This window comes from Sphingobium sp. GW456-12-10-14-TSB1 (assembly GCF_059424385.1).
In genome coordinates, this window is sequence record NZ_JBWKZI010000001.1 from 1,137,040 (window position 1) to 1,150,077 (window position 13,038).

10 protein-coding genes are annotated in these 13,038 nt (G+C 63.4%); 4 read left to right on the forward strand and 6 right to left on the reverse strand.

Annotated elements, in window-relative coordinates:
- Nucleotides 1-2,574: a type I DNA topoisomerase gene (topA, locus tag AC07X9_RS05550; protein ID WP_017184447.1), complete on the forward strand. Its 2,574-nt coding sequence runs from the start codon at nt 1-3 to the stop codon at nt 2,572-2,574.
- A 3-nt stretch (nt 2,575-2,577) separates the two neighbouring features.
- On the opposite strand, the gene AC07X9_RS05555 is transcribed toward topA, so the two are convergent.
- From AC07X9_RS05555 to lepB, 4 genes are all read right to left on the reverse strand, one after another.
- Complete coding sequence (locus tag AC07X9_RS05555; protein WP_017184446.1) at nt 2,578-3,315, reverse strand: GGDEF domain-containing protein; 738 nt, start codon at nt 3,313-3,315, stop codon at nt 2,578-2,580.
- Between the two features lie 52 nt (nt 3,316-3,367).
- Nucleotides 3,368-4,282: a GTPase Era gene (era, locus tag AC07X9_RS05560; protein ID WP_017184445.1), complete on the reverse strand. Its 915-nt coding sequence runs from the start codon at nt 4,280-4,282 to the stop codon at nt 3,368-3,370.
- Nucleotides 4,283-4,407: 125 nt separating this feature from the next.
- Nucleotides 4,408-5,091 (reverse strand): ribonuclease III, encoded by a 684-nt coding sequence (rnc, locus tag AC07X9_RS05565; protein WP_017184444.1) that lies wholly within the window; start codon nt 5,089-5,091, stop codon nt 4,408-4,410.
- Nucleotides 5,088-5,927 carry a signal peptidase I gene (lepB, locus tag AC07X9_RS05570; protein ID WP_086485641.1) on the reverse strand — a complete coding sequence of 280 codons (840 nt, stop codon included), beginning with the start codon at nt 5,925-5,927 and terminating at the stop codon, nt 5,088-5,090. Before lepB ends, rnc begins: the two co-directional genes overlap by 4 nt.
- Nucleotides 5,928-6,105: 178 nt before the next feature.
- On the opposite strand from lepB, the gene pgi reads away from it, so the two are divergent.
- On the forward strand, nt 6,106-7,611 hold the full coding sequence (pgi, locus tag AC07X9_RS05575; protein ID WP_026002634.1) for a glucose-6-phosphate isomerase: 1,506 nt from the start codon (nt 6,106-6,108) through the stop codon (nt 7,609-7,611).
- A gap of 170 nt (nt 7,612-7,781) precedes the next feature.
- Nucleotides 7,782-9,128: a glutathione-disulfide reductase gene (gene gor / locus AC07X9_RS05580; RefSeq protein WP_017184441.1), complete on the forward strand. Its 1,347-nt coding sequence runs from the start codon at nt 7,782-7,784 to the stop codon at nt 9,126-9,128.
- 31 nt (nt 9,129-9,159) lie between these two features.
- Here gor and AC07X9_RS05585 read toward each other — a convergent pair whose 3' ends face one another.
- Both AC07X9_RS05585 and AC07X9_RS05590 read right to left on the reverse strand, forming a co-directional pair.
- Nucleotides 9,160-9,876 (reverse strand): 2OG-Fe dioxygenase family protein, encoded by a 717-nt coding sequence (locus tag AC07X9_RS05585; RefSeq protein WP_026002633.1) that lies wholly within the window; start codon nt 9,874-9,876, stop codon nt 9,160-9,162.
- A 58-nt stretch (nt 9,877-9,934) separates the two neighbouring features.
- Nucleotides 9,935-11,350: a helix-turn-helix domain-containing protein gene (locus tag AC07X9_RS05590; RefSeq protein WP_026002632.1), complete on the reverse strand. Its 1,416-nt coding sequence runs from the start codon at nt 11,348-11,350 to the stop codon at nt 9,935-9,937.
- Nucleotides 11,351-11,505: 155 nt separating this feature from the next.
- On the opposite strand from AC07X9_RS05590, the gene AC07X9_RS05595 reads away from it, so the two are divergent.
- Nucleotides 11,506-13,038, forward strand: coding sequence for an acyl-CoA carboxylase subunit beta (locus tag AC07X9_RS05595; protein ID WP_017184438.1), 1,533 nt, complete (start codon nt 11,506-11,508; stop codon nt 13,036-13,038).

Sequence of the window (13,038 nt, forward strand, 5' to 3'; positions counted from 1 at the left end):
ATGCAGCTTGTCATCGTCGAATCGCCTGCCAAGGCCAAGACTATCGAGAAATATCTGGGCGGGGATTTTCATGTTCTGGCCAGTTACGGTCATATCCGCGATCTGCCGGCCAAGGACGGATCGGTGGACCCGGATGACGGCTTTGCGATGCAGTGGGAAAATTATGGTGACAAGGGCAAGCAGCTCAAGGCCATAAGCGACGCAGCCAAGGGCGCGTCACGATTGATCCTGGCGACTGACCCTGATCGCGAAGGGGAAGCGATCAGCTGGCATGTGCAGGAGGTGCTGCGCGCCAAGAAGGCGCTGCCGGCGCAGGTGGACCGCGTGACCTTCAACGCGATCACGAAGGCCGCCGTGCTGGACGCGATGGCCAAGCCACGCGCGCTGGACGAGGATCTGATCGACGCCTATCGCGCGCGCCGGGCGCTCGATTATCTGGTCGGCTTCACCCTCTCGCCCGTGCTGTGGCGCAAGCTGCCCGGCGCCAAGTCGGCGGGCCGGGTGCAATCGGTCGCGCTGCGGCTGGTGGTCGAGCGGGAGCGGGAGATCGAGTCCTTCACCCCGCAGGAATATTGGTCGGTCGCGGCGGATATGGAGCAGGACGGCACCGCCTTTACCGCGCGCCTCGTCCGCTGGAAGGGCGAGAAGATCGAGCGGCTGACGATCGGTCGCGAGGGCGACGCGATGGCGGCCAAGGCCGATGTCGAGGCCGGGCGCTTCACGGTGGAGAAGGTCGAGACCAAGCCGCTCACCCGCAATCCCCCGCCGCCCTTCACGACGTCGACCCTGCAACAGGAAGCCGCCCGCAAGCTGGGCTTTTCCGCCAGCCACACGATGCGGATCGCGCAGCAACTTTATGAGGATGGCGCGATCACCTATATGCGAACCGACGGCGTGCAGATGGACGGCAGCGCCATTTCCGCCGCGCGCGCCGCGATCGCGCAGCGCTATGATGGCGGCTATGTGCCGGACAAGCCGCGCATCTACCAGACCAAGGCGAAAAATGCGCAGGAAGCGCATGAAGCCATCCGTCCGACCGATTTTTCGCGCGACAAGGTGGGCAGCGGCGATCACGCACGCCTCTATGACCTGGTGTTTAAGCGGGCGCTGGCCAGCCAGATGGCGTCGGCGCGGCTGGAGCGCACCACGATCGACATGAGCGACGCCACCGGATCGCATACGCTGCGCGCGACCGGGCAGGTCGTGATCTTTCCCGGCTTCCTGGCCCTGTATGAGGAAGGCCGCGACGATAGCGACGATGAAGATGGCAAGCTGCTGCCGCGCATGAGCGAGGGCGATGCGCCCGCCAGGAAGAAGGTCAGCGCCGAGCAGCATTTCACCCAGCCGCCGCCGCGTTACTCCGAAGCATCGCTGGTGAAGCGGCTGGAGGAGTTGGGGATCGGGCGACCGTCCACCTATGCATCGACATTGCAGGTGCTGAAAGACCGCGACTATGTTCGGGTCGAAAAGAACCGCTTTTTTGCCGAGGAGAGCGGGCGGCTGGTGACGGCCTTTCTGGAGCGCTTCTTCGAGCGTTATGTCTCCTATGATTTCACCGCGGGCCTTGAGGACGAGCTGGACGACATTTCCGGCGGCCGGGCGCAGTGGCAGGCGGTGCTGGAAGCCTTTTGGAAGGATTTCAAGCCCAAGACCGCCGAGGTGATGGAGCAGAAGCCGAGCGACATCACCGCCGCGCTCGACAAGTTTCTGGAGCCGATGCTGTTCCCGCCCAGGGCGGACGGCAGCAATCCGCGCGCCTGCCCGCTGTGCGCGGACGGGCAATTGTCGCTGCGCGGCGGCCGCTTTGGCGCATTCATTGCCTGCTCCAACTATCCCGAATGCAAATATACCCGCAAATTCGGCCAGCCCGGCGGCAAGGATGGCGAGGATACTGGCCCCGAAATATTGGGCAAGCACCCGGAGACCGGGCAGGACATCGTCAAGAAATCCGGCCGCTTTGGCCCCTATATCGAAATGGGTGAAGGCAAGGAGGCCAAGCGCGGGTCGATCCCAAGAGACTTGCCCGATGGCGAGTTGACGCTCGACTGGGCGGTCAGGCTGCTGAGCCTGCCGCGCGAGATTGGCCTGCACCCCGAAACCGGCAAGCCGATCGTGGCGAATATCGGGCGTTTTGGTCCCTATCTGCTGCATGACGGCAAATATGGGCGGCTGGCATCGACGTCGGAGATTTTCGAGGTCGGGATGAACAGCGCGGTGGTCAAGCTTGCCGAAGCCGCCAATCGCGGCCCGCGCAGCGCCGGGCGGGAGCCTTTGAAGATATTGGGCGCGCATCCGCGCACGGAAGCCGAGATCAAGCTGATGGAAGGACGCTACGGCGTCTATGTGACTGACGGTACGACCAATGCGACCCTGCCCAAGACGGTGGACAAGGACCAGTTGACGCTGGAGGAAGCTGCGCAACTGATCGACGCGCGGGCCGCCGCGGCTCCGGCCAAGAAGGGCGGGAAAAAGAAAGCCGCGCCCAAGAAGGCGGCGGCCAAGAAGGAGGGGGCGGCGAAGAAACCCGCTGCAAAGAAAGCCCCGGCCAAGAAGAAGGCGGCGGCGGCGGAATGATGGTCAGGCCGCGAGCCTGACCTGATTGCGGCCATTCGCCTTTGCGGCATACATGGCCATGTCCGCGCGCTGGAGCAGTTGATCGGCACTCGCACCGGCACTGACGCTGGGACCGGCACTGGCGCTGCCATCCGCATGTGCAGCGCCTACGCTGATCGTCGGGCGAATATGGGTGCCGTCCGCCGCTGCTATGTCCAGCATTTCGATCGCCTGGCGGACGCGCTCCGCCATGGCGGTTGCCTGGGTCGATGGCATGTTGCGCAGGTAGATGGCAAATTCCTCGCCACCCAGCCGCCCGCACAGATCATCGCTGCGAATGGTGGCGCGCAGGCTGTCCGCGATCGCCTTGAGCACGCGATCGCCCATGGCATGGCCATAGCCGTCATTGATCGCCTTGAAATGATCGACATCGATCAGCAGGCAGGTGCCGGGCTGGCGGTCCTGCTCCTCCTGCAGACGGCGCAGAAAGGTCGCCCGGTTGAGCAGGCCGGTCATCTGGTCCACTTCCGCCAGTTGCTGCAATTCCACCAGCGCGGCGCGCAGCTTGTCATTGAGACGGCGCTTCTGCTCCGCCTGCCTGCTCATGATGATACAGACGGGCGTGGAAATGCATAGCGGCGTGCAGAAGCCGAAAATCCAGTAGGGGAAGGGGATTTCCATGCCCGGAAAGCGCGAGGCGACGAACATCGCGGCCATGGTCGTGCTGACCGAAAAGCTTATGCCCGCCAGGATCCTGTGCATGCCCCGCATCGCCTTTGGGTAGCACAGGATAGTAAACAATGAATTTCAGCGGCTACTCGACCCAGTCCAGGCCGATGTCGCGATAGATGCCGCGGTCATTTTCCCAGTCTTCCTTGACCTTGACATGCAGATAGAGGTGCACCTTCACCCCCAACAGCTTGGCCAGTTCCTCGCGCGCCTTTGACCCGATTTCCTTCAACCGCTGCCCGCCCTTGCCCAGCACGATAGCGCGCTGCGTCGGGCGTGCGACCAGGATTTGCTGGTGGATTTCGACCGATCCGTCCTGCCGTTCCTTATATTGTTCGGTATCGACAGCGGCGGCATAGGGCAGTTCGGCGTGAAGCTGGTGATAGAGCTGCTCGCGGGTGATTTCCGCCGCCAGCATCCGGTCGGTGGCGTCGGACACCTGATCTTCGGGGAAATGCCATGGCCCTTGCGGCATGGCGGCGGCAAAGGCGGCCTTGAGTTCGGGCAGGCCATCGCCGGTTGCGGCGGATACGAAGAAGATTTCGTCAAAACCCAGCGTGTCGTTCAGCACCTGCGTATGGGTCAGCAGCTTTTCCTTGATGGCAATGTCCACCTTATTGAGGATCAGCCATTTGCGTTCGGTGCGATGCTTGAGCGCTTCGATGATGGGTTCAAGCTTCGGGCCACGCCCCGCCTTGCCATCCACGACCATCGCGATCAGATCCGCGCCCTGCGCGCCGCCCCAGGCCGCCTGCACCATGGCGCGGTCCAGCCGCCGCCTGGGCGCGAAAATGCCGGGCGTATCGACCAGCACCAGTTGCGCGTCGCCCTCGATCGCGACGCCCATGACACGGGTGCGCGTCGTCTGCGCCTTGGCACTGGTGATCGCCACCTTCTGCCCCACCAGCGCGTTGACCAGCGTGGACTTGCCCGCATTGGGCGCGCCGACAATGGCAATGACGCCGCAGCGCTGCGTTGACTGAATTTCTGGACTTTCCAAACTAAACTCCGTTCGCCCTAAACAAGCCGTGCTTCTGCGAAGGCAGGAGCCCAGGGCGTTAGCACGCGCCAGTGCGCCCTGGGCTCCTGCCTTCGCAGGAGCACATCATAACATATAAATTCGGTTTAGCCCGTCAGCTTCTCCAGCAACGCTGCTGCCGCCGCTGTCTCCGCTTCCTGCTTCGATCCGCCGGTCGCGCTGGCCTCGCCTGCGCCCTTGATCGTCACGGCGACGACGAAGCGCAGGGCATGTTGCGGGCCGGATCGGTCCTTGATTTCATATTCAGGCGGCTTGCGCTTGTTGGCGGCGGCCCATTCCTGAAGCGCGGATTTGGGGTGGCGCGGCGCGGCGGTCTGGGTATCGACGCGGTCGGCCCACAGGCGGCGCACCAGCGTGCGGGCTTCGTCCAGCCCAGCCTCCAGATAGAGCGCGCCGATCAGCGCCTCCATGACGTCGCCCAGCACATTGTCGCTATTGGCCGCGCCATCGTCGCGCGCTTGCTTGCCCAGTATCAGATGGGCCGGCACGCCCGCGTCGCGCGCCACCTCGGCACAGGTTTCGCCCGACACCAGCGCGTTGAAGCGGCGCGACAATTTGCCTTCCGGTTCACCGGCAAAGCGATCAAACACCCATTCGGATACCAGCAGCCCCAAGACCCGGTCGCCCAGAAATTCCAGCCGCTCATAATTGACCGGGTTGGCGCTGCCATGGGTGAGCGCCTGGCTGAACCGCGCAGGGTCGCGCGGGGGGCGCCCGATCAGCGCCGCCAGCCAGCCCGCCGTGTCAGGTTGGGGCGCCTTATGGTTCAAAAACCTTCCCCGATGCGGTTCCACCGCGCAGCCGACACCCAAGTCCAGGGCAGCAGCCAGTTGGCGCTGCCATCGGTCGAAAATACCGAAATCATGGCTTTGCCGACCAGATTTTCTTCAGGGACCAGCCCGATGCCGCCGCCTTCCACCGTCGGGAAGCGGCTGTCGGCGCTGCGGTCGCGATTGTCGCCCATCATGAACAAATGGCCCTGCGGCACCAGCACCGTGTCGCGATCATCCGCCGCGCCGTCCGGCACCAGGTCCAGCACATTATAGCTTTTCGCCGGCGTATCCTTGGTCGCTGGCAGCGTTTCGCGATATTGGGGATAACGGCACTGCTTGCCGCCGCCGGGGGCGGCTTCCTCGAAATCGGGGCGATAGCAGGGGGACTCTGCGCCCTCTTTGGCTGCAGCCTGCGTCATGTTGGGGGTCACGGGAATGACGAGGTCGGCGACCTTCTGCTTGGGGATGGCAGCGCCGTTGAGGTAAACGGTGCCACCACGCACGGCGATCATGTCGCCGGGCAGGCCGATCACCCGCTTGATATAGTCATTCTTCTGGTTCGGCGGCGCCTTGAACACCACCACGTCGCCGCGGTGCGGGGTGGACGGGAAGATGCGGCCGGGGATCAGGGGGATGCTGAAGGGCAGCGAATAGCGCGAATAGCCATAGGGCCATTTGGCGACCAGCAGATAATCGCCGATCAGCAGGCGCGGCTGCATGGATTCCGACGGGATATTGAACGGCGAGATAATGAAACTACGCAGGACAAAGACGAACAGGCCCAGCTTGGCGAGGAACCAGAGAAAGTCCCGCGTTTCCGATTTTGCAGTCATGGGTGATCGTTCAATCCCTGTGAAACAGCCGATAAAGCGGCCGTTGGGGCTTTTGAGGCTTGCGGCCTGACACGTCAAGCGCGTCCTGACCTATGCAATTGGTCGAAACATTGGCTAAAGAAGGCCGGGAATCGGCATGTGCAGCGCCGGTTTCGGTTTCATCGAAGAGGATATTTTCATGCCGACTCCTGCACTGGCGGCCATCGCCGCCCTGCCGCAAGCCGACCTCAAGTCGATTTTCACGACCGATCCCGATCGCTTGTCCAAACTGGTGCATCAACTGGGGCCGATCCGCTTCGACTGGTCCAAGACCCATCTGACCGATGACCTTGTCGCCGGATTTCTGGCGCTGGCGGATGAGCAGGGCTTTGCCCAGCGGCGCGACGCGCTGTTTGCCGGAGAGGCGGTGAACAATACCGAAGGCCGTGCGGCCGAGCATCCCGCCGAGCGGGGCGAGGGACATCCCGACAGCGTCGCCAGCGCAAAGGCGCTGCATAACCGCATGCGCGCGCTGGTCGATGCGATAGAGGCGGGCGCGCTGGGCGACATTCGCCACATCCTGCATATCGGCATTGGCGGGTCCGCGCTTGGCCCCGACCTGATCGTCGATGCGCTGGACGGCGACGGCGTGCGGTATGACGTGGCGATTGTGTCCAATGTCGACGGCACCGCGCTGGAGCGCGCGATCGAGGGGTTCGATCCCCATGCGACGCTGATCGCGATCGCCTCCAAGACCTTCACCACCAGCGAAACCATGCTGAACGCCGCCAGCGCGATCAACTGGATGATCGAAGGCGGCGTGGAAGACCCCTATGGCCGCGTTGTCGCGCTGACCGCCGCGCCCGAACGGGCGATGGACTGGGGCGTCGATGAAACCCGCATCCTGCCCTTCGCCGAATCCGTAGGCGGGCGCTATTCGCTCTGGTCCTCGATCGGCTTTCCCGCCGCGCTGGCGCTTGGCTGGGATGCGTTTGAAAGCCTGCTGGAGGGGGCGGCCGAAATGGACCGCCATTTCCGCCTGTCCGACCCGGCGCAGAATATTCCGCTGATCGCGGCCTTTGCCGACCAATATTATACGCGGGTGCTGGGGTGCCAGACCCGCGCCGTGTTCGCCTATGACGAGCGGCTGGCGCTGCTGCCATCCTATCTCCAGCAACTGGAGATGGAGAGCAATGGCAAGGCGGTAAAGCTGGATGGATCGCCGGTGGACGGCCCGACTGCGCCAATCACCTGGGGCGGGGTAGGGACGGACGCGCAACATGCCGTGTTCCAGCTGTTGCATCAGGGCACGATCATCACGCCCGTCGAATTCATCGCCGCGATCGAGCCGGGCCATGCGCTCAACCCGGCGCATCACCGCGCATTGCTGGTCAACTGCTTCGCGCAGGGAGCCGCGCTGATGCGCGGCAAGGATAATGCCGCCGACCCGGCACGCGCCTATCCCGGCAACCGCCCGTCGACCACCATCCTGATGGACGATGTGACGCCGCATGCGCTGGGCGCGCTGATCGCCTTTTACGAGCATCGCACCTTTGCCAATGCGGTGCTGATGGGCATCAACCCGTTCGATCAGTTCGGCGTCGAACTGGGCAAGGAAATCGCCAAATCGATCGAGGCGGACGGGGCCACAGGTTTTGATCCGTCGACCATGGCGCTGATCGAGATTGCGCTGGGGGCGGAGTAAACCACAACAGCCGTTCGTTTCGAGCGAAGTCGAGAAACGCGGAAGCGGCGCTGCACGCTTCTCGACACGCTCGAAGCGAACGGAGGTGGTTTGGCTACCAGCAACAAGATTCCCGTTTGTAACTCCCGCCCTCAACCGCCATATCCCCCGCACCCAATCGGAGGCCAGGCATGAGCGAGTTTGATTTCGACCTTTTCGTCATCGGTGCAGGATCGGGCGGCGTGCGCGCGTCGCGTGTCGCCGCAGCGCATGGGGCGAAGGTCGCGGTGGCCGAGGAGTTTCGCGTCGGCGGCACCTGCGTCATTCGCGGCTGCGTGCCCAAGAAGCTGCTGATCTATGGCGCGCATTTCGCCGAGGATCTGAAGGATGCGCGCCGCTTTGGCTGGAACGTCCCCGACTGCGGCTTTGAATGGACGACGCTGCGCGACAATGTGCTGGGCGAAGTCGACCGGCTGGAGGGGCTCTACCGGAATACACTCAACAGCCACAAGGTTGAGATGATCCCCGAACGCGCGGTCGTGACCGGCCCGCACAGCGTGAAGCTGGCCAGCGGGCGCGAAGTGACGGCGAAATATATATTGGTCGCGACTGGCGCCTGGCCGGTCATGCCCGACATCGAAGGCGCGGAACATGGCATCACCTCGAACGAGGTGTTTCATCTCGACCAATGCCCAAAGCGGATCGTCATCGTCGGCGCTGGCTATATCGCCAATGAATTTGCCGGCATCTTTCACCAGTTCGGCAGCCATGTGACGATCGTCAATCGCTCCTCCACCCTGCTGCGCGGCTATGACGAACAGATACGCGACCGGCTGCTTCAGATTTCGATGACGAAGGGCATCAATTTCCGTTTCAACGCGCATATGGAACGGATCGAAAAGACGGATGACGGTGCGCTGTGCGTCCACTTCAAGGATGGCGATCCGGTATCCGCCGATGTCGTCCTGTTCGCGACCGGGCGAAAGCCCAATGTCGACGGGCTGGGGCTGGACAGCGCAGGCGTCGAACTGGACGACAAGGGCGCGATCAAGGTCGACGACTATAGCCGGACCAGTTGCGAGAGCATCTATGCCGTGGGCGACGTGACCGACCGTCTGCAACTGACCCCGGTGGCGATCCGCGAGGGTCATGCCTTTGCCGATACGGTCTTTGGCGGCAATCCGCGCACGGTCGATTATGACTGCGTGCCATCCGCCGTGTTCAGTCACCCGCCGCTGGCCGGTGTCGGCATGACCGAAGCGCAGGCGAAGAACAAGCTGGGGACGGTGAAGGTCTATACGTCCGACTTCCGCCCGATGAAATATGTGCTGGCCGGGCGCGAGGAGCGGGCGCTCTACAAGATGATCGTGGACGCCACGACCGAGCGGGTGGTGGGGCTGCACATGATCGGTCCCGACGCGCCGGAAATCTTGCAAGCCGCGGCCATCGCGGTGAAGGCGGGGCTGACCAAGCAGGACTTTGACGACACGGTCGCGCTGCACCCCAGCATGGCGGAAGAACTGGTGCTGCTGAAATGAAATAGGCGTGTTCCCGCGCAGGCGGGAACATTCAGGCCTGGACGAACGTCACCACCAGCGCATCGCGCCAGGCCGGTTGGTTGTCATCGACCGCATGGATTTCCGTAACGCCATGCAATATCCGCCGGTCGTCGATCAGCATGGCGTCGCCCGCATCGGCCAGCATGAACTCGCCCAGCGGCGTGCCGTCTGGCGCGCCGATCCGGGTCACGCCTTCCCGCACGTTGCGCCGTTCGACCAGCATCACCAGGACATGATCCACCCCGTCGCGATGCAATCCTTCGGGCGTGGGGCGGCCGACTTCTCCGGGCCGCGCCTCGATACGGAACTGGTGCATTTCGACATGGGCGGTGCCGTTCATCGGGAATTGCGCCGCGCAGAAGGCGAAGATGGCGCGGCAGACGGGACTGTCGATCGTGGCCTGTTCGACCGGATCGAACCAGCGCTGCACATCGCCATTGAGCGGATTATAGTCCCGGCTCTGATAATGGGGCTGGTGCGGCTGGCGGATGAAATCGCCCGCTTCGTAGCGGAAGGTCGCGTGGCGACGGCGGCGGTAGCGCCCGCCATCGGCCATATAGAGATCCGGCCCCAGATCGTTCCAGCTGGCGGCAAACGCATGCCATTCGGCCACGCCCACGCCCAGTTGCGCGAAGGTTTCGGCCCCCGACAGGCGCGCATAGCCTTGTCTTGCCATCATAGTCTGAATGGCGTTGGTCGCCGGGTCGATCAGTGCGCCGTGAGTCATCATGCCTCTCTAATGCCTTGCCCAGACGATCGACAGGGCCGCTTTCCGCAGGCTGGCTTCACCCGATCCAATAGGGGACGATCTGGCGATTGTCCGGGTCGACATGGATCGGCCGGTCGGCGGGCGGAAAGGCGCGCTGGTCGCAACTCTGGCGCGAACAGAGGCGGCAGGTGATGCCGATGGGCGTCGCCGCGCCCTCATCCTCCAGTCGCAGTCCGTCGGCATAGACGAAATTCGCCGCATGGGCGGTCTCGCACCCAAGCACCACGGCAAAGCGGCGCGGCGTGCGGCTGTAGCTGCCCGATGGCTTTACCAGCCCCTTCGCCATCGACACATAGCGCACCCCATCGGGCGTTTCACCCAGTTGCACGTTGATCCGGTCGGGGATGGCGACCGCTTCATGCACGTTCCACAACGGACAGGCGCCGCCGAAACGGGCGAATTGCAGCCGGGTGGCGCTGTGGCGCTTGGTGATGTTGCCCGCCATGTCCACGCGGCAGAAGAAGAAGGGGATGCCGCGCAGGCCGGGGCGTTGCAGCGTGGACAGGCGGTGGCACGCCTGCTCGAAACTCACGCCAAAGGTGCGGGCCAGACGGTCGATGTCGTGGCGCATCACCCGCGCCGCCTCCCGAAACGGCGCATAGGGCAACAGCAGCGCGCCAGCGGCATAATTGCCAAGGCCGATCGCCAGCAACCGATCAGCCCCGGCCACCGGCAGCGCGGCCTTTGCCACGACATCGGCGATGACGGCCTGCCCCTCCAGCATCATCAGCTGGTGCGCGAGCATGAATTTGCGGCTCTCGGTCGGCAGCGCGGCGTTGATGAACAGGCGTCGGTCCGGCGCGCTATAGGATCGCAACGCGCTGTCGGGCGTATCGGCGATCAGCGTCTCGATGCCGTGCCGCCGAGCCAGCGCTTCGACCAGCATGCCCTCGTCCAGCGCCTGCCCGGCGGTAAAGCTGGCGGCCATATCCTCGGCCAGACAGTCGAGAGAGTGGACATAATTGCCCGCTTCATGAAACCAGTCGCGCGCCGCCTCCCATGGCAGCCGCGCCTGCACCGTGCTGTCGTTGGCGATCGCTTCCTCGATCATGTTGATGCGTTCATTGGCGCGGATATGGGCGTTGTAGAGATCGAGGTAACGCGCCGCGAATTCGGGAAATTGCAGGTGCAATTTCTCGATCCGCTCCGGCTCCAGCGCGACGCCGGGCAGTTCGGGATGGCTGAGCGCGAAGGTGAATGCGCCCAGCATCTGCTCATCCTCGCGCGCGTCGAAACTCGCCCAGTCGGTCGGGAAGGCATTGGCGAGCGCCGCCTTGACCTTGGCGGTCAGGGGGCGATCGTCATTTTCCATCTGGGACAGATAGGACACGGATATGCCCAGCGCCTGCGCCATCGTCGCCTGGTCCATGCGATGGTCAAGGCGCAACTGACGCAGCTTTGGTCCTGCAAAGATACGGTTGCCGCGTGCCACTATACACCCCCTGCACAAACCCATAGACTGGATTTGCCCATCCCTAATTTGCGAAGTCGTGATTTGCAAATTAGCAAATTTACATTTGCGAAAAATCGCAATCGCGGGAAAAGGGCGTCACAACAGGTCCGCACCCTGACCGGAGAGATATGCCTATGTCGAAGCTCGCCATTATCGAACAGCTTGAAGCCAAGCGCGAAGGCGCGCGCATGGGCGGCGGCCAGCGCCGCATCGACGCGCAGCATGGCAAGGGCAAGCTGACGGCGCGCGAGCGGATAGAGGTGTTGCTGGACGAAGGCAGCTTTGAAGAGCTCGACATGTATGTCGAACATAATTGCACCGATTTCGGCATGGATGAGGCGCATATCCCCGGCGACGGCGTGGTCACCGGGTCCGGCACCATCAATGGCCGTCTGGTGTTCCTGTTCAGCCAGGATTTCACGGTTTACGGCGGCGCGGTGTCCGAACGGCACGCGATGAAGATCTGCAAGATCATGGACATGGCGCTGAAGGTCGGCGCGCCGGTCATTGGCCTGAATGACAGCGGCGGCGCGCGGATTCAGGAAGGCGTGGCGTCGCTGGCGGGCTATGCGGAGATTTTCCAGCGCAATGTGCTGGCGTCGGGCGTGGTGCCGCAGATCAGCGTCATCATGGGGCCGTGCGCGGGCGGGGCTGTCTATTCGCCTGCCATGACCGACTTCATCTTCATGGTGAAGGATTCAAGCTTCATGTTCGTGACCGGCCCCGACGTGGTCAAGACGGTGACGAACGAGGTGGTGACGCAGGAAGAACTGGGCGGCGCGGTGACGCACACGACCAAGTCGGGCGTTGCGGACGTGGCGTTTGAAAATGACCTCGAAGCGCTGCTGGCGGTGCGCGATTTCGTGGACTTCCTGCCTGCGTCGAACAAGGAGCCGGTGCCGGAGCGGCCGAGCGCGGACCCGTGGGACCGGATCGAACCGAGCCTCGACACGCTGATCCCCGCCAATGCGAACCAGCCCTATGACATGCACGAACTCATCCGCAAGATCGTGGATGAAGGCGACTTCTTCGAAGTGCAGCCAGCGCACGCAGGCAATATCATCTGCGGCTTTGGTCGTGTCGAAGGACGCACGATCGGCATCGTCGCCAACCAGCCCTTCGTGCTGGCGGGCGTGCTGGACATCAATTCGTCGAAGAAGGCGGGGCGCTTCGTGCGCTTCTGCGATGCGTTCGACATTCCGATCGTGACCTTGGTGGACGTGCCGGGCTTCCTGCCGGGCACGGCGCAGGAACATAATGGCATCATCAAGCATGGCGCCAAACTGCTGTTCGCCTATGCCGAAGCGACGGTGCCCAAGATCACCATCATCACCCGCAAGGCCTATGGCGGCGCTTATGACGTCATGGCGTCCAAGCATCTGCGCGGCGACCTGAACTATGCCTGGCCGACCGCCGAAATCGCGGTGATGGGGGCCAAGGGCGCGGTCGAGATCATCTTCCGCGGCAAGACGGCGGACGAGATCGCCGAGCGCACCGCGGAATATGAAGCGCGCTTCGCCAACCCGTTCGTGGCCGCATCAAAGGGCTTCATCGACGAGGTGATCCAGCCGCACTCGACCCGCAAGCGGATCGCGCTGGGCCTGCGGAAACTGCGCAACAAGGCGCTGGAGAATCCGTGGAAGAAGCATGACAATATTCCGCTGTGA

Excerpts from the sequence above, each read along its gene's own strand:
- topA (WP_017184447.1), top strand. The coding sequence starts at position 1 with ATGCAGCTTGTCATCGTCGAATCGCCTGCCAAGGCCAAGACTATCGAG.
- AC07X9_RS05555 (WP_017184446.1), bottom strand. The coding sequence starts at position 3,315 with ATGCACAGGATCCTGGCGGGCATAAGCTTTTCGGTCAGCACGACCATG.
- lepB (WP_086485641.1), bottom strand. The coding sequence starts at position 5,927 with ATGACTGCAAAATCGGAAACGCGGGACTTTCTCTGGTTCCTCGCCAAG.
- pgi (WP_026002634.1), top strand. The coding sequence starts at position 6,106 with ATGCCGACTCCTGCACTGGCGGCCATCGCCGCCCTGCCGCAAGCCGAC.
- gor (WP_017184441.1), top strand. The coding sequence starts at position 7,782 with ATGAGCGAGTTTGATTTCGACCTTTTCGTCATCGGTGCAGGATCGGGC.
- AC07X9_RS05585 (WP_026002633.1), bottom strand. The coding sequence starts at position 9,876 with ATGACTCACGGCGCACTGATCGACCCGGCGACCAACGCCATTCAGACT.
- AC07X9_RS05595 (WP_017184438.1), top strand. The coding sequence starts at position 11,506 with ATGTCGAAGCTCGCCATTATCGAACAGCTTGAAGCCAAGCGCGAAGGC.